The organism is Pseudomonas rhizozeae, from assembly GCF_031583775.1.
GTDB lineage: Bacteria > Pseudomonadota > Gammaproteobacteria > Pseudomonadales > Pseudomonadaceae > Aquipseudomonas.
In genome coordinates this window covers 18,897-35,319 of the sequence record NZ_JAVLSB010000045.1, presented here as the reverse complement: position 1 = coordinate 35,319, position 16,423 = coordinate 18,897, and the positions used below count along the sequence as shown (strand labels likewise).

Here is a 16,423-nt window from a genome sequence, read left to right as displayed (position 1 = left end):
TTCCCCATGCAACTCACCCTTTCTCGCGCCACCCAAACCGTCCACGAGGCGCTAGACCGCGCCGGCAGCTGGATCGCACCGCTGACCTTGCGTGTGTTCATCGCCTGGGAGTTTTTCGAGTCGGGCCTGGAGAAATGGAACGGCGAGAACTGGTTCGCCGACATCCAGGACGCCTTCCCCTTTCCCTTCAATCACCTGTCCGCCAACCTCAACTGGGAACTGTCGATGTGGGCCGAGCTGATCTGCGCACTGGCGATTCTGGTCGGCCTCGGTACGCGGTTGTCGGCGATCAGCCTGATGGTGGTCACGGTAGTCGCTACCGCCGCCGTTCACTGGCCCGCCGATTGGTCTACATTGAGTGAGCTTGCCCAGGGTTATGCGATTACCAACAAAGGTCATGGCAATTTCAAATTGCCGCTGATCTACCTCGCGACCCTGGTACCCCTGTTGCTCTGCGGCCCCGGCAAACTGAGCCTGGATGCGCTGCTGCAACGGCTGTTCTGGAAGCGCAACAACCGCTGATTGCGGTGGCACTCAACCCCTAGACGATTGGAGCGACGACCATGAGCCTTACCCTCTACGGATTTGACGGCAGCACTTACGTGCGCACAGTGAAGATGCTGCTGGCGGAGAAAAATGCCGATTTCGACCAGGTCCAAGTCAACGTCATGAAGGGTGAGCCGCTGATGCCGGAACACCTGGCGCGGCACCCGTTCGGCAAAGTGCCGGTGATCGATCACGACGGTTTTCGCATCATCGAAAGCTCGGCGGTCAACGCTTACCTCAACGAGGTACTGCCCGGCCCCGACCTGATGCCGGACAACGCCCGGGACCGTGCGCGGGCGTTGATGGCGATCAGTGTCTACGACTCCTACGGCTATGGTGCGCTGGTGCAGGTGTTCGGCTACCACCTGTTCCCGGATTTCCTCGGGGGCCAGAACGACGCGGCGCACCGCAAAGGCATCGAGGACTCGAAAAAGGTTCTTGGCTACCTGATGCAAATCAAGGGGGACGATCCATTCATCGCCGGCGACAGCCAGACCATCGCCGACTTCTACCTGGCGCCGGCCATTGCTTACCTGTCGATGACGCCTGATGCCGAGGAGCTGCTGAAAGTCCCTGGCCTCGCGCAGTGGTGGGAACGCATTCAGGCACTGGACAGCTTCAAGGCCACGCCGCCGCAGTAATACCGCCATGCGTTGATAGAGGACAGTCTGTTGTGGTGAGGGGAGCAAGTCCCTTCACCACAACAGCAACGTTCAGCAGGCCGCTACTTCGCCGCGCCATCGCGGGGTTTGTAGAACATGAACTTGCCCGTTTCGGTGGTCCGGATGTATTCCTTGGCCCAGTCCGGTTTAACGTTGCGGTCGTGGAAATACATCGCGCCCTTGGTGCGATCGGGCAGTGATTTGTTCAGCGCCTTGCGCGCGATTTCCTTGGCGACGTCGTACTCCACGGCTTCTTGCACCTGATCCGATCGCCCGTCACACCACCAGGAAAACTGGCAGGCCTTCTTCTCCGAGCCCTGCTTGACCACGCCGCACACGGTGTCAGGAAAGCCGTCGTGGCCGAGGCGGTTCATCACTACGCTGGCTACCGCTTCCATGTCGGCGTCCTTCGCACCCTTGGCTTCCCAGTAGATGGTGCGGGCCATGCAAGTGATGGGATCGTCGACCGGCGCCGCGCCAGCCGGGTCGACCGCCTGGACTTCCACGGAACTGATCGGCTCGGCCTTGGCCGGTGTCGCCTCGCCTTCCTTGACCGCCGCGGCTTTCTGTTCCAGCACTTCGGCCTTGTCTTCGGCGACCTTTCCGGTTTGTGGGTTATTGACTGGATCTTTGGGGGTATTGGGAGTGGGGTCGACGGCGAACGCCTGACCCTGAACAACAACGAGAGCAAAGCAAGCTGCTATCCAATAACGGCGCATGGTGGAACCTTTCCGAGACCTGAGGTGCTAAACACTATAGTCGTCAAATCATTTCATCAGGCGGACAACATCAAGCATGATGGGCGCAGTCCGCTCAAGGGAGAAATTCATGGGTTTCACACCATTCGCCGTGCGTGTTGCCGCGTTGTCGCTGGGGCTGTCGTTCGCCACTGGCGCGATGGCCAGCGATGAGTCGCAGCTGGTCGATTCGCTCAACGCGTTCCGCAGCGTGCCGCAGAACTGTGGCAAGCAAGTATCAGCAGAACTGCCGCCGCTGGCGCTCGACCCACGCCTGGTGCTGCCGGCCACGGGCGCGGTGGATTTGCAGCAAGCCATGGCGCGGGCGAGTTACCCGATGGCCAACGTGCAGGCGATCACCCTCGCCGGGCCAAAGGACGTGGCCTCGGCCATGGCCGCCGTGCAGGAGAGCTTTTGCCAGGTGGTGCTGAATCCGCAGTTTGTCGATGTGGGTGTGAGCCGCAGCGGCCTCAACTGGCGCATCGTGCTGGCGCGTCCCCTGCTGACCGCGCGCCTAGGTGACTCGGCGTCCGAAGGGCAAAAACTCCTGGCCACTCTTAATAGCGCCCGTGCGCAACCACGCCAATGCGGCAGCCAGGCCTTCAGCGCCGCCCCGCCGCTGGCCTGGAACACGACACTGGCGAGCGCCGCCGAAAGCCATACGCGCTCGATGGCCAACAATAATTTTTTTGACCATAAGGACCGCGACGGCCGCACCCCAGGCGACCGTGCGGAACTGGCCGGTTATGACTACCAGCAAATCGGCGAAAACATCGCCGCCGGCCAGGACAGTGTGCGCAAAGTGGTTGACGGCTGGATCGCCAGCCCCGGCCACTGCGCCAACCTGATGAACCCACAATTCCGCGAACTCGGCGCCGCCTACGCCACCGACCCGAAAAGCGATGCTGCGATCTACTGGACGGCAATGTTTGGTGCGCAGTGAAGTAAATGAAACCGCTGCGGCCGGACCGATTCATTGTGGGATTTGCGGTGGTTGGTGATGGTGAGCCTGGCCGCAGAACCTGTGGGAGCTGGCTTGCCAGCGATGGCATTGGATCAGGCAATGATGTGTTGACTGGGCTGACGCCTTCGCGGGCAAGCCCGCTCCCACAGGGATTTGCGGTGGTTGGTGATGGTGAGGCTGGCCGCAGAACCTGTGGGAGCGGGCTTGCCAGCGATGGCATTGGATCAGGCAATGATGTGCTGACTGGGCTGACGCATTCGCGGGCAGGCTCGCTCCCACGGGTTTGGCGGTGGTTGGTGATGTTGAGGCTGGCCGCAGAACCTGTGGGAGCTGGCTTGCCAGCGATGGCATTGGATCAGGCAATGATGTGCTGACTGGACTGACGCATTCGCGAGCAGGCTCGCTCCCACGGGTTTAGCGGTGGTTGGTGATGGTGAGGCTGGCCGCAGAACCTGTGGGAGCTGGCTTGCCAGCGATGGCATTGGATCAGGCAATGATGTGTTGACTGGGCTGACGCCTTCGCGGGCAAGCCCGCTCCCACAGGGTTTTGCGGTGTGATTTGGATTGGAGTCCGAACACAAAACCTGTGGGTTACAGCGCATCGCCCATTGCTGCCACCAGCGCAGTATCCCGGCCGTAGATATCCGGCGCATACATCACTTGTCCGCGGCTATCGGCCTGGGCGGTCCAGTAGGTCATGAGGATCGGCATTGGCTTGGTCAAGCGATATTCGTGGGTCAGTTTGGTGGCGAGCAGGATGTCGGTGCGGGCCAGTTCGGCCGGGCTCAGCAGCAGGTCGCGCAGTTGCAGGGCATGCTCGATGCGCACACACCCCGAGCTGAACGCCCGCGGGCCTTTGGCAAACAGTGACTGGCTCGGCGTGTCATGCAGGTACACCGAGTACGGATTGGGGAAGCGTACGACCATTTGCCCCAGCGGGTTTTTCGGTCCGGCGTCCTGGCGCAGCATGATGTTGCCGGGGTGTTCCCAGTCGATGTCTTCGGTGGCCATCGGTTGACCTTCGTGGTCCAGCACCTGCAAACCATGACGAGCAAGGAATGCCGCGTCCTTGCGGATCTCCGGCAATTTGTCTTCCTTGAGGATGGTCGGTGGAATGGTCCAGGTCGGGTTGAGGGTCAGGCGCGTGATGTGGGACTTGAGCAGCGGCGTTTGCCGTTCGGCGCGACCAACCTGGGTACGGGTCTGCCACACCGGCAACCCGGCCTGATAGACCGTCAACTCGGCCGCCGCGACATTCACCAGCAAACTGGTGGGCTCCAGGTCCTGGGCCATCCAGCGAAAGCGTTCCAGGTTGATCCGCAATTGCTCGCGGCGCTGCGCCGGGCTGATGTTCAACTCGGCCAAGGTGCCAGGGCCGATTACGCCGTCGGACTGCAACGAGTGGTTGATCTGGAAGGTTTTTACCGCGCTGGCCAACTCCTCCGTATACAGCGTCCCCAACTCGGGCGGCAGCTGACTCAGATAGCCTTCACTGAATAAACGCTGGGCCAGTTCAGGCACGCGCGGGTCGTCCATGTCGGGGCGCAGCAATGGGCCGGCGGGCAGTGGTTGCCAGTTTGGCAAGGCGAGCAACCGTTGCTGGGCGTAGACCTGGCGCAGGGCCTGATACTGTGCCAGGCTCGGTCGCGCCTGGGCGAAAGCGCCGGGAATGTCCTGCAAACCCGGGCTGGCGATGGCCAGCAGATCGGCTTGGCGGTCACGCAGGTCGTCCTGCGCGTGCCACAACGGCTCGAAGCGAGATTGCTGCAGCCGGCCGTAATGCAAATCCTGCAGGGCTTGTAAGTAGTGCTGGCTGATGTCGATATCAGCGCACTGGTCTCCGCTGGCCGCTGCGTCGGATGAAACGCTGTAGCGCACCGGATCGAGGCCATCGTCGGCTAACAGCTGCAATTGAGCCTGCAACGCTGCCGCACGACCATCTACTCGCCAGACCTCGGCGTAGTTCTGTTGCAAGTAAAACGCCTGCAGCAGCGCCTGCGCCGGCTCGTTGACGCGCGCGGCCACGGTCGGGCAACTGACCGATAATTGCACCAGCGCCAATTGCAATGGGCTTTCGGGGTTAGCCGGCAGCTCATCGGCGGTCGCGACCAATGGCGCAGCGAGCAGGCAAATGCTCAAGTAAGATGCACACTTTTTGAACAACTGCTTTACTCCAATCCATGGCCGTCTCGCTGACGGTCAGCCTCTGCAGCCGGTGTGGCCAGTCATCAGCCCAACACAAAAAAAGGGTCTGTCAGGGGTAACAACAGGGAGTCGAGAGCAACGTTATTGTGGAGACGGTTTACCCATGCTCAACATTTTGCGCCGACTCTGTCTGGCCGCTGCCACCCTTGGCGCTTTATCCGGCCCGGCGTTCGCCGCCGGCACCCAGAATCCTATTCTCTTCAACAGCCTCACCCACGCCGCCCCGGAACTCAATCCCCAAGCGCTAAAAAGTGCCTTGAGCGCCATGCAGTGCGCAGTCAACAGCGGTGCCCGACCCGCCAGCCATCTGGCGGTGATCGACTATTCGCAGCCATCTACCGCACGTCGCTTGTGGATCTTCGACCTGCGACGCAAGTCATTAGTGCTACGGGATTTGGTGGCCCATGGACAAAAATCCGGAGAAAACTTCGCCACCCAGTTTTCCAACACCGAAGGCAGCTTCCAGTCCAGCCTGGGGCTGTTCCGTACTCAGGAAAGCTACGAAGGCAGCCACGGCTACTCGCTGCGCATGGATGGCCTGGAACCGGGCTTCAATGATCGGGCCCGCGACCGCGCCATCGTGATCCACGCCGCCGACTATGTGAACCCGCTGTGGAGCCAACGCCAGGGCCGCATCGGCCGCAGCCTTGGCTGCCCGGCGGTGCGCCCGCAAGTGGCGCGCAAAGTGATCGACAAACTCAAGGACGGCCAGTTCATGTTTTCCTGGTACCCGGACCAGCGCTGGTTAAAGTCCTCGCCTTACCTGAATTGCCAGCCCCGGCAAGTGGCGAGCATCGTCCAAGCCAGCAACGGCTGACCGGCCAACCAGCACCAACACAGCACATCCGCTCAATCGCCGCCCGCCGGACTGCGCCACGCTGTCATCTTCTTGAACAGCGTCGCGCGGTGGTGATTGCCCCATGAGTGTTTTGTCCAGAAGACCCACTGCGCAGTGCGTGCCGGGCATACTGATGCTGGCCGCCGGGGCCGCGTCCGCGCAGTCACCTCCGAGTTTTGTCGAGGATTCGACGCTGCAGGTGCTAAGCCGCAACTTCTACCTCAACAGCGACTACCGCACGCCCTCCTCCACAGGCAAAAGCTATAAAGAGGAATGGGCCCAGGGTTTTATCACGTCGTTCAGTTCCGGGTTCACACCGGGCACCTTGGGGGTCGGGATCGATGCCCATGGCTTTCTAGGGGTGAAACTGGATGGCGGACGCGGGCATTCCGGCACCGGGCTGTTGCCGGTGGACGCTGACGGCCGCGCCGAGGACAACTATTCGAGCGCCGGCGCAGCGCTGAAAATCCGCGCCTCGCGCACCACCCTGGCGTTCGGTGAAATGCTGGTGGAAACCCCGGTGCTCGACACCGCCGACAAACGCCTGCAACCGGAATACGCCACGGGTTTCCTGCTCAATAGCCGCGAGTGGGACGGCATGAACCTGGTGGCCGGGCATTTCACCGCGTTCAAGAATCAGGACAACTCATCGGGCCGGTCAGACTTTTCCGGCTACGGCGCAACGACCCGCGGGCAATCCATGAGTCTGCTGGGGGCGGATCTGTTCACCGACAGCCCGATTGGCGGCGCGCTCTATGCCTCGGAACTGAGCGACACTTGGCGCCAGTACTACGGCAACCTGCATTACAAGCAGTCGGGCGTGGTGCTGGATGCCAACCTCTATCACACGCGAGATCAGGGCCAGGCGCTGGCCGGTGACATCGATAACACCGCGTACAGCCTGGCGGGCAAGTACAGCCGCAACGGCCATGGCCTGACCCTGGCCTATCAACAGATCAATGGCGACACGCCGTTCGATTTTGTCGGCGGCGACTCGATCTACCTCGCCAACTCGATCAAATACGCCGACTTTAACGGCGCCCATGAGCGCTCGTGGCAGGTTCGTTATGACTTTGATTTCGCCACACTCGGCGTGCCGGGGCTGAAGTTCATGACGCGCTACGTCACGGGCCGCGCCATTGACGGGACCCATGCGTCCAAGGGGGGTGCCTACAATCGGTTCGACGGGGATGCCGGCGACTATGTGCCGCAGCAAGGGAACGGCGGCAAGCATTGGGAGCGCGACATCGATCTGCGCTACGTGGTGCAGACGGGGGCGGCGAAGGACCTGTCGGTGCAGGTCTCGCATGTTTCGCACCGCGCCAACAGCGCCCAGGCCGGAGATGATATTGATCGGGTGTATGTGGTGGTGGAGTATCCGCTGGACTTTAAGCGACTGTGATTGAAGGTTTGGGCGGGATGAGCTCACCAGAAAAACTGTGGGAGCTGGCTTGCCAGCGATGGGGCCAGCACGGGCAATAAAGATGCCTGTCAGTATGCCTTCGCTGGCAAGTCGAATCGTCGCACCGCAGCTCCCACAGGGTTTGGATGGCCGAGTCTTACTGCAAACTCGCCGACACCTTTTCCGCCACATCCTTCGGCACCCACGCCTGCCACACATCCGGATGTGCCTTCATAAAGGCTTGGGCTGCTTGCCGAGGGGCGGTGTGTTTTTCGCTCATCTCGGCCAGGGCCTTGTTCAGCGGTTCGATCGGGAAATCGACCTTGCTGAAGAACTCGGCAATCTGCGGGTATTGCTTGTGGAACGGCGTCGAAACGCCAATTGACAATTTCGACGGCAAGGAACGGGTCGGCTTCGGATTAGGGTTGTCGGCGTCGGTCAGGGTTTTCCAGGCCTCGGCGTCGAACGCGGGTTCTTCCAACTGGATCAGTTTGAACTTGCCCAGCAATGGCGTTGGCGACCAGTAATAGAACAACACCGGTTTGCCACGACGGATCGACGAACTGATCTCCGCGTCCAGCGCCGCGCCCGAACCGCTACGGAAGTTCACGTAATCATTGGTCAGGCCGTAGGCCTTGAGTTTCTGTGCGTTGACCACTTCCGAGGTCCAGCCGATCGGGCTGTTGAGGAAACGGCCCTTGCCTGGGCTTTCCGGATCGCTGAACACGTCCTTGTAGCGTGGCAGGTCGGTAACGCTGCGCAGGTCCGGGGCCAGGGGCTTGATGCCTTTGGCCGGGTCGCCCTTGATCACATATTCCGGTACCCACCAGCCTTCGGTGGCACCTTTGACGGTATCGCCGAGGCTGATGACCTTGCCTTCGGCTTCTGCCTTGACCCACACCGGGCTGCGGCCAGCCCACTCCTCGCCGATCACCTGAATGTCATTGTTGGCCAGCGCGGTCTCCAGGGTAATGGTCGTACCAGGCAACGTGTCGGTCGGCAAGCCATAACCCTTTTCGACGATCACCCGCAGGATATCGGTGATCAGGCTGCCACTCTCCCAGTTCAGATCGGCGAAGTGGATCGGCGCCGGCGCGGCTGACGCCGTCAGCGGTGATGCCCACAAACCGAATGTGGCCAACAGGCTGGCCAACAACAGTCGAAGTCCCTTCATGCGATGCACCTCATGCGTGTCACAGCGATAGCGAAAATGGGCCTGGCGGCAAACGCTGCAAGCCTCTGAATACTCAGTCAACTCACTGTAGTAGAGGTTCCTGCTTTCGAGGGGACACACTGATTGATCGGACTGGTTCATTACTGCGGCGCAATCACCGGGCGTTACTCGCTGGCCTTGAACGTCACCAGTTCACCCTTGCGCCACTTGGCGGCTTTGCCAGTCACTGCTTTCAGGGTTTTGGTCAGGCCTTCCTGCAACTGCGCATGGGCGGCGAACACCAGAACCACGCTGTGGCCTTCCTTGAAGACGATGCCCTCACCGTCGACGGTGCTGACAAAGGCATAGTCGCCGATGCCGTAAACCGTCAGCTTGATGTCGCGAAACTTGATGTCCAGCTTGCCGCCTTCACGGCTGGGCAATACCGAAGCGCTGAAGTGATCGCCGACCTTGAGTTTCAGCCCGGGCTTGTCATCCACCACCAACGCCGCTTCGGTGTCGATTTCGGCAATGTAAATGCCTTCCGCGTTCTGCTCGGTGATGTAGACGAAACGGGACTGGAACTGCTTAACCAGCTTTGCGCGCAAATCACCCAGCACGAACAAAGCATGCATATCGAGATTACTTACTGCCAAGGAAACATCCCCACATCTGAAATGGTGCTGCGCGCAGGAACAGCGCACAGCAGAAAAAGCGGCCATGCCGTTGGTGTCGCTCTAGAGCCCAAGTCGAATCCTGAAGTGAGCGCGGTGCTCGTACGTTGCGAGGTCAGGGAAGACTACTGGAACATGCCCTGCGCCGTCTGCACTTTGTAGTCGCCAGAAGTTGAAGGAAAAGACGCTTCTGTCGTCCGGATTAACCCTACACCCATTAACTTCAGGGCGAACACACACTAATACAAGCAGTTTTATCGGTGTATCGACAGAAAAACCGGTGCAATTGCACCGCGCTAGGCAGTGCGTGCACCGGATTCTAGAGCAGCCACGGGGCCCGCGCCCACTTAAACCGATGAACAAGCCCACCTTAACCCGCCACGGGTGGGCAACTACTGCCATACTGCCCGCCCATTGAAGCCCACGCTTACCCAGGACGGCGTTCAAGACAATAAAACACTTTTCAAGGGAAGGCTGCTACGTGACGGAATTTGATATCGGCGAGTTTTTTATTCGCGGCGAAGCCAGAGAAGTGGACGGCGAGTTTCAGGCCGTCATTGTGATGCGCGCCAAGCCACCGCTGACCACGGTGACCTATCACCAGGTCGAGAAAGACCGCTGGTTCAAAACCTCGGAAGTGGCCGCCGTGGCCGCCAAGGAATCGGCCGCGGCATTGAAGCTGGCGGTGGACGAAGGCGCGCTGAAAGCCTGAGGAATATCGAACTCTCGCCGGCCTTCGCCGCTCAGATGCAGTGAACCCGGCTCGCACGGGCAAGCCCAACCACCGGCAAGGAGAGACACATGGATTCGCCGACACATGATTTGCAAGGGCTGTTCGACCAGCTCGGCCTGGACTCCAGCGAAGCCGGGATCGACGGCTTCATCGCCGCTAACTCGCCACTGCCGGACGATAAAAAGCTGATCGACGCCGACTTCTGGAGCCCGCAACAAGCGGCGTTCCTCAAGGAACAATTGCGTGAAGACGCCGATTGGGCGCGGGTAGTTGATGAGCTGAATCTGCGGATGCATCAGAAGACGCAATAAGCCCCATTAAACCGTGCAGGCAGGCTGCCTGCCCTGCACGGTTGGCCGCACCTCTCAGCGAGGCTGTTCCGGCCGATAGCCCAAGCGCAAACCACCCCAATGCCTTCCCTTGACCATGATCGGCACCGACAGGTCGTGCATCAGTTCGCCGGTGTCGCGGGTGTAGGTCTGCAACAGCACCGGTTGCTGGTGGCTCCCGCAGCGAATCCCAGTGCGATCGGAAAACTTGCGCTTGGTGCGGTTATGCACCGTATCCAGTTGCGGATCGCCGGTCAGTGGTTGGCTGAACACCACATTGTGGGTCGGCACATAGCCCTGCTGGGTGCAGGCGATGGCGAACACCAGGCCTTCATGACGCGGCAACAGCGGTTCCTGAATCGATGGCAGCACCTGATCGGTGTAGCGGTCGAAGCGGGTCTGAAACTTGGCGGGCGAGGTGTTGGGGATTGCCTGGTAATTGCGATCGAACAAGTCATCCAGGCTGACACGGCCCTGCTCGATGTCCGACTCGAAACGCTGACCGATCTGACTCGCCCCTTCCTTGGCCAGGTCATAAATCCGCTGGTGATAGTCATCCAGTCCGACCTCCGCCAAGCGTTCGCTGATGGTTTCGGCCTGGCCTTCCATCTGCACCGCTGCGTCGGCAAGGCGTCGGGTCTGTTCATCACTGATTGCCAAGTCACTGCGCATTTGCTCGATCGCCTGAAACAGGCTGTCGAGTTGCGCGCGGTTGGTTTCCGCGCCTTGGGCAATTTCGCCAACCTGGCCTTCGACCCCCGCCGCCAGCCGAGCGATGTTTTGCAGGTGCTCGCCAGTGTGCTCGACCTGGGCCACGCCGGTTTCCAGGTCGGCGGACAACTGGCGGATCTGCTCAACCACTTGCGCGGTGCGCTGCTGGATGTCGGCGACCATCACCCCGACTTCGCCGGTGGCCGTGGCCGTGCGCCCGGCCAGGCCGCGAACTTCGTCGGCCACCACCGCAAAACCACGGCCGTGTTCACCGGCACGCGCCGCCTCGATCGCGGCATTCAGCGCCAGCAGGTTGGTCTGGCTGGCGATCGACTGGATCACCAGAGTCACCCGCTGAATGTCATCGCTGCGCAGGCTCAGGGCTTCGATCAACTGGCGACTGTCGCTGGCCCTCTGACTGAGCTGGTGCATGCGGCTGATCGACTCTGCCAGTTCGCTGCTGCCGGCAACGCTGCTGTGATGCGCTTCGCTGGCGGCGCCCAAGGCTGCCTGACTGAGCTTGGACGTGGCGTGTTCGGTGGTGATCATGACTTCGGCATTACTGACGATCTGCGCGGCGGCGTCCAGTTGCGATTGCACCCTGGTCGCCAGTTGCTTGACCGAATACGCTACGCCAGCGGCTGACAGCGCGTTGTGGCTGGTGGTGTAGGACAGATCGCGAGTCAGTTGCCCCATGGCGTCGGCTTTGTCATCGCTAACGTGGCTGGGACTGACGCGAGTGCGCAGGCGCGGCAGCCAGATGATCAGCACGGCCACTGGCAGGCCAAGGTACAGGGACCATTGATCGAGGCTCATGCCGCAGAGCAACAGCATCAGCGCAACGCTTTGCAGGGTCGGCGCCAGCCAGCGCCGGGATGGCCGCGCGGTCAGCGTTGCCGAGGATGGCGCGTGCGCCAGAGATCCGTCTCTTGTCATGTCGTTTACCCCAGGCCGCTTGTCATTATTGTTTGAGCATTAAACGCCACTACAACGCCATTATCTACGCCTGGTTGGTTTGGGCTTCATTGGTCGGGCCCTCTTCAGGTTATTTGGCCCTGAAGCATTACAACTTTGTCATGGAGTTGTCAGCGTAGGCAGCACCCTCGCTTCGTAGAGTGAACCCAACAGCCGCCCACACCGGGTGGCGGGTTTTCCCAACTGAAGAAGGGTCGTCCTCATGAAACCATTGAATAAACTCTGCCTGATCGCCGCCAGCCTGTTGATGCTCGGTACCGGCTCCGCCATGGCCGCGACCATCGCGCCGGTCAAGGCCAACAACGTGGTGCTGGTGCACGGCTCGTGGGCCGATGGCTCGAGCTGGACCGATGTCATCACCCGCCTGCAAGCCGCCGGCCTGCACGTCACGGCGGTGCAAAACCCGCTGACCTCGGTGGCCGATGACGTCGCCGCGACCAACCGCGTCCTCGATCAACAGGACGGCCCGACCGTGCTGGTCGGCCACTCCTACGCCGGGACCGTGGTCAGCGACGCCGGGGCCAACCCGAAAGTCAGCTCCCTGGTGTATGTCGCGGCCCGCGCCCCGGATGCCAACGAAGACTTTGTCGCGCTGTCCGCGAAATACCCGAGCATGCCGGTGCGCGCCGGCGTGGTCGAACACGACGGTTGGCTGACCCTCAACCAGGACGCGTTCCTCAAATACTTCGCCGCCGACGTGCCGCATGACAAGGCCATGGCGCTGTTCGCCGTGCAACAACCGATCACCAAGACCCTGTTCAGCGGGCGCACGGTCAACGCCGCCTGGCACACCAAACCGTCCTGGTATGCGGTGTCCAGCCAGGACCAGACCATCAACCCGGACCTGGAACGCTTCCTCGCCAAGCGCATGAACGCCAACACGATTGAATTGCCGTCGAGTCACTTGTCGCTGGTGTCGCATTCCAAGGAAATCGCCGACCTGATCCTCGAAGCCTCCGGCCGTCAGCCCTGAGTCCGCGAGCCCGTTCATTACAGCTTTGTAATCCTTCTGTTGGTGGGCTGTCGGTATCCACTGGTTAACCTGTACTCACTGGCTAACCGCTGCGGCAGCCTTCCAAAAAAACCCTTGATAGAGAGTCTTCCCATGAAAAATCTGATCCTTGCTTGCGCCGCCCTCCTCGCCACCGGTTCGGTGTTCGCCTCGAACATGCCCGACACCTCGGTGATTCATGACAAGCCTGGTTTCTTTACGCATCTGGACGTCGACAAAGTCCTGGCCAGCACCGACATCTCGCAGCGCTGCGGCATCGTCCCGGCGGAGCTCAAATACCTCGACCACAGTGGCCAGACCCACGTCCTGGATTACCAGGTCGAAGGCTCCGGTTGCACGAACGATCATTGATCCGGCTAAACTGGCGCCACCGCATGCTTGACCTAGAACCAGGGCAGACGTCCATGAACATTCTTGTAGTCGAAGACGAACCCAAGGCCGGCAATTACCTGCTTAACGGCCTGCAGGAACTGGGTTATTCCGTCAGCCTGGCGCGGGACGGCGTTGACGGCCTGCACCAGGCCCTGGAGAACGAATTCGACGTGATCGTGCTGGACGTGATGATGCCGAAAATGGATGGCTGGGAAGTACTGCGCCGGCTGCGCAAGGAAGCCGATACCCCGGTGCTGTTCCTCACCGCCCGCGACGACATTGCCGACCGCATCAAGGGCCTGGAACTGGGCGCCGACGATTACCTGATCAAGCCGTTTTCCTTCGCTGAACTGGTGGCGCGTCTGCGCACCCTGACCCGCCGTGGTCCGACCCGCGAAGAAGAGCAATTGCACGTCGCCGACCTGCAAATCGACGTGCTCAAGCGTCGGGTCACCCGCGATGGCGCGCGCATCACGTTGACCAACAAGGAATTCGCCCTGCTGCACTTGTTTGCCACCCATCAGGGCCAAGTGTTGTCGCGCTCGCTGATTGCCTCGCGGGTCTGGGACATGAATTTCGACAGCGACACCAACGTGGTGGACGTCGCGGTGCGGCGCTTGCGCCTGAAGATCGACGACCCGTTCCAGCTCAAGCTGATCCACAGCGTGCGCGGCATCGGCTATCGCTTTGACACTCAGCCATGAATGGCCGCCACTCCCTGACGCTGCGCCTGGCGCTGCTGTTCGCCCTGCTCGCCTTTGCTTCGTTGGCGACCCTCGGCGTGGCGCTGTACCGCGACCTCGAGCGCGAATTGATCCGCCGCGATGACGCTGCGCTGGTCAACCGCATCGATCAACTGCGCACGCTGCTCAACGACGGCAACACGCTGGACTTAATCAAGAGCAAGCCGGCGCTGTTCCAGAACATGATGGGCAACCGCGAGGCCCTGCTGACCATCGGCAGTGCCGGGCAGCCGCCACTGCTGGTGGTCAATCCCGGCAACCTGGCGATGCCGTCCCTGGCGCCGGTGGCGATGGATCACAACCTGACCCTGGCGGACGTGCAACATTATCCAAGCATCGATGGCGTGCCGTTTTCGGCGCTGGCGGCGACCATCAATTCCGATGACATGGGCAGCCTGCAAGTGGTCACCGGCAAGCTGATGACCGAGCGCACTGCCGTGCTTGCCAATTATCGGATGAGCGTTTTCGTGATGGCCGGCATGGCGGCGCTGATTCTGGCGCTATGCGGCTACTTGCTGGTGTACCGGGGCTTGCGGCCGATGCGCCACCTGGCGCGGCATGCCCATGGCATCGGGGTTGGCAACCTCAACGAACGCCTGGCCAGCGATGGCGCGCCCCGGGAATTGCTGCCGATGATCGAGGCGTTCAACGCCATGCTCGATCGCCTCGGCAAAGGCTTTGTGCAGTTGGGGCAAGTCTCGACGGATATGGCCCATGAGCTGCGCACACCGATCAATAACTTGCTCGGGGAGACCCAAGTGGCGCTGCAACAGAACCGCAGCATCGAGGACTATCAGCAGCTGCTGGCCTCGAATGTCGAAGAACTGGAACGCTTGGCGCGAATGCTCGACAACATGCTGTTCCTCGCCCGCACGGACCCGGCCAGTGCCCTGAGCCAACGCCAGGAACTGGATGCGAGCGACGAAATGGAGCGCATCGCGGACTACTTCGAAGGCCCGGCGGCGGATGTCGGGATCAGCATCAGCGCCCAGGGCAGCGGGTTGATCTGGGCCGAACCGATGCTATTGCGCCGCGCGCTGGCCAACTTGTGCGCCAACGCGATCAAGTATGGGGCTGCGCATTCAGAACTGAGCGTCAGCGCCTTGCCATCGGCCGACGGTACTCGCCTGCGCGTGACCAACAGGGGCCCGACCATCGCCGCCGAACACCTGCCGCGATTGTTCGAGCGGTTCTATCGTGTGGACGAATCCCGCGAACGTTCCACCCACTCCAACGGCCTCGGTTTGTCCATCGTCGCCACCATCATGCAGCTGCACAACGGTGGCTACAGCGTCAGCAGCGCTGATGGCGTTACTTGCTTTGAACTGTTCTTCCCGGCGCGACAACAGGGTGACTGAGCTATCGCCTTCGCGAGCAGGCTCGCTCCCACAGTGATTTCAGTTGTATGTGAATTCAGACCATCCGCGTGACGATCAGCGCCACCACGGCAATGCGCTCCACCCGCTGATACCCGGCGGTCAGCAATTCCTCGCCAAATACATCCGGATCAATTTCCCGGTAGGTCCAGCCAAAGTCCGGCCGATCCAGCATCGGCCGCAGGGCGTCGAGGAAGGCGTCGCGGCCTTCGACCATGGCGACGCCGGTGTATAGCACCAGCGAGCCACCTTGCGCCAGTCGGCCGAGGGATTCCTCGACGATGCGCAACGACAGTTCGGCGCCGAACGCACCGCCGCCATCGCGGTACGTGCGGGCGGCCGGGTCGGCCATGTACGGCGGATTGGCGACGATCAAATCAAACTCGCCTTCCACATCCTGCAGCACGTCGCTGTGCCGGGCAGTGAGATTGCTGACGCCCGCCAGCGCAGCATTCACGGTGGTCAAGCGCAGGGCGTTGGCGTTGATGTCCAGAGCCAGCACCTCGGCATCGCGGCGCGCGCGGGCAATCAGAATCGCACCCACGCCGCTGCCGCAGCCTACATCCGCCGCACGACGGATCGGCGCGAAGCTGTCTTGCAAATGACGCTGGATAACTTGCGCAAACCGATAACTGTCGGGTCCGAAGAAAACTGCGTCCTGCGAATCGGTGGGAAACCCGGAATGCACCAGCAACAGGTCATCCAGGCTCGACCAGCGCACACGGCTTTTGAGCAGGCCGCCCTCACACTCCAGAACGCCGGCATCCTGCAACTGACGTTGTTCATCCACGTCGATCAGGCCGGTGGCGAAAGGTCGCGACCAGCCAAATACATCCCTCAGGCATTTTGCGTGGTGCTGACCCGAACGCTGGTTGACCCACTTGTGGGTCAACGGCGTCGGGGTGATGAAATGGTAACCATCGGCCTGCAAGCGCCGGCCAAGTTGCAACAGGGTCACGTCATTGGCACTCAAGTGCTCTTCCTGATTCAT

At 61.2% G+C, this 16,423-nt stretch carries 18 protein-coding genes; 12 read left to right on the top strand and 6 right to left on the bottom strand.

The window, feature by feature from the left end; genetic code table 11:
* The first annotated feature begins 6 nt into the window (after positions 1–6).
* Together RG836_RS14580 and RG836_RS14575 are read left to right on the top strand one after the other, a co-directional pair.
* Complete coding sequence (locus tag RG836_RS14580) at positions 7–522, top strand: HvfX family Cu-binding RiPP maturation protein (protein WP_310846625.1); 516 nt, start codon at positions 7–9, stop codon at positions 520–522.
* 41 nt (positions 523–563) lie between these two features.
* Positions 564–1,187, top strand: coding sequence for a glutathione S-transferase family protein (locus tag RG836_RS14575; RefSeq protein WP_310846623.1), 624 nt, complete (start codon positions 564–566; stop codon positions 1,185–1,187).
* Between the two features lie 83 nt (positions 1,188–1,270).
* Here RG836_RS14575 and RG836_RS14570 read toward each other — a convergent pair whose 3' ends face one another.
* Complete coding sequence (locus RG836_RS14570) at positions 1,271–1,927, bottom strand: cell wall hydrolase (RefSeq protein WP_310846622.1); 657 nt, start codon at positions 1,925–1,927, stop codon at positions 1,271–1,273.
* A gap of 109 nt (positions 1,928–2,036) precedes the next feature.
* On the opposite strand from RG836_RS14570, the gene RG836_RS14565 reads away from it, so the two are divergent.
* Positions 2,037–2,888: a CAP domain-containing protein gene (locus RG836_RS14565; RefSeq protein WP_310846620.1), complete on the top strand. Its 852-nt coding sequence runs from the start codon at positions 2,037–2,039 to the stop codon at positions 2,886–2,888.
* A gap of 612 nt (positions 2,889–3,500) precedes the next feature.
* On the opposite strand, the gene RG836_RS14560 is transcribed toward RG836_RS14565, so the two are convergent.
* On the bottom strand, positions 3,501–5,072 hold the full coding sequence (locus tag RG836_RS14560; RefSeq protein ID WP_310846617.1) for a L,D-transpeptidase family protein: 1,572 nt from the start codon (positions 5,070–5,072) through the stop codon (positions 3,501–3,503).
* Between the two features lie 145 nt (positions 5,073–5,217).
* Here RG836_RS14560 and RG836_RS14555 point away from each other — a divergent pair, with 145 nt between their 5' ends.
* Both RG836_RS14555 and RG836_RS14550 read left to right on the top strand, forming a co-directional pair.
* Positions 5,218–5,931 carry a murein L,D-transpeptidase catalytic domain family protein gene (locus tag RG836_RS14555; protein WP_310846615.1) on the top strand — a complete coding sequence of 238 codons (714 nt, stop codon included), beginning with the start codon at positions 5,218–5,220 and terminating at the stop codon, positions 5,929–5,931.
* Positions 5,932–6,085: 154 nt separating this feature from the next.
* Positions 6,086–7,354, top strand: coding sequence for an OprD family porin (locus RG836_RS14550; protein ID WP_310846925.1), 1,269 nt, complete (start codon positions 6,086–6,088; stop codon positions 7,352–7,354).
* Between the two features lie 157 nt (positions 7,355–7,511).
* On the opposite strand, the gene RG836_RS14545 is transcribed toward RG836_RS14550, so the two are convergent.
* Positions 7,512–8,528: an ABC transporter substrate-binding protein gene (locus RG836_RS14545; RefSeq protein ID WP_310846613.1), complete on the bottom strand. Its 1,017-nt coding sequence runs from the start codon at positions 8,526–8,528 to the stop codon at positions 7,512–7,514.
* Positions 8,529–8,692: 164 nt separating this feature from the next.
* Positions 8,693–9,142: a hypothetical protein gene (locus RG836_RS14540; protein WP_310846611.1), complete on the bottom strand. Its 450-nt coding sequence runs from the start codon at positions 9,140–9,142 to the stop codon at positions 8,693–8,695.
* Between RG836_RS14540 and RG836_RS14535 the strand changes: the two genes are divergently transcribed.
* The 3 genes from RG836_RS14535 (at position 9,137) to RG836_RS14525 (ending at position 10,225) form a co-directional block, all read left to right on the top strand.
* The gene (locus tag RG836_RS14535) at positions 9,137–9,343 is read left to right on the top strand and encodes a hypothetical protein (RefSeq protein WP_310846610.1); all 207 of its coding nucleotides are present in this window, start codon (positions 9,137–9,139) and stop codon (positions 9,341–9,343) included. The genes RG836_RS14540 and RG836_RS14535 overlap by 6 nt on opposite strands.
* A 319-nt stretch (positions 9,344–9,662) precedes the next feature.
* A complete protein-coding gene (locus tag RG836_RS14530; RefSeq protein WP_310846608.1) occupies positions 9,663–9,893 on the top strand; it encodes a hypothetical protein in 231 nt (76 codons plus the stop codon).
* An 89-nt stretch (positions 9,894–9,982) separates the two neighbouring features.
* Positions 9,983–10,225, top strand: coding sequence for a DUF2789 domain-containing protein (locus RG836_RS14525; RefSeq protein WP_310846607.1), 243 nt, complete (start codon positions 9,983–9,985; stop codon positions 10,223–10,225).
* A gap of 54 nt (positions 10,226–10,279) precedes the next feature.
* On the opposite strand, the gene RG836_RS14520 is transcribed toward RG836_RS14525, so the two are convergent.
* On the bottom strand, positions 10,280–11,503 hold the full coding sequence (locus tag RG836_RS14520; RefSeq protein WP_409078087.1) for a methyl-accepting chemotaxis protein: 1,224 nt from the start codon (positions 11,501–11,503) through the stop codon (positions 10,280–10,282).
* A 628-nt stretch (positions 11,504–12,131) separates the two neighbouring features.
* On the opposite strand from RG836_RS14520, the gene RG836_RS14515 reads away from it, so the two are divergent.
* The 4 genes from RG836_RS14515 (at position 12,132) to RG836_RS14500 (ending at position 15,414) form a co-directional block, all read left to right on the top strand.
* Entirely contained in the window at positions 12,132–12,902 is a 771-nt protein-coding gene (locus RG836_RS14515; RefSeq protein WP_310846604.1) for an alpha/beta hydrolase, read from the top strand.
* A 132-nt stretch (positions 12,903–13,034) separates the two neighbouring features.
* On the top strand, positions 13,035–13,292 hold the full coding sequence (locus RG836_RS14510; RefSeq protein ID WP_310846601.1) for a DUF2790 domain-containing protein: 258 nt from the start codon (positions 13,035–13,037) through the stop codon (positions 13,290–13,292).
* A gap of 53 nt (positions 13,293–13,345) precedes the next feature.
* Entirely contained in the window at positions 13,346–14,017 is a 672-nt protein-coding gene (locus RG836_RS14505; protein ID WP_310846599.1) for a heavy metal response regulator transcription factor, read from the top strand.
* The gene (locus tag RG836_RS14500; protein ID WP_310846596.1) at positions 14,014–15,414 is read left to right on the top strand and encodes a heavy metal sensor histidine kinase; all 1,401 of its coding nucleotides are present in this window, start codon (positions 14,014–14,016) and stop codon (positions 15,412–15,414) included. The genes RG836_RS14505 and RG836_RS14500 overlap by 4 nt, the downstream gene beginning before the upstream one ends.
* A gap of 55 nt (positions 15,415–15,469) precedes the next feature.
* On the opposite strand, the gene RG836_RS14495 is transcribed toward RG836_RS14500, so the two are convergent.
* A complete protein-coding gene (locus tag RG836_RS14495; RefSeq protein ID WP_310846595.1) occupies positions 15,470–16,423 on the bottom strand; it encodes a class I SAM-dependent methyltransferase in 954 nt (317 codons plus the stop codon).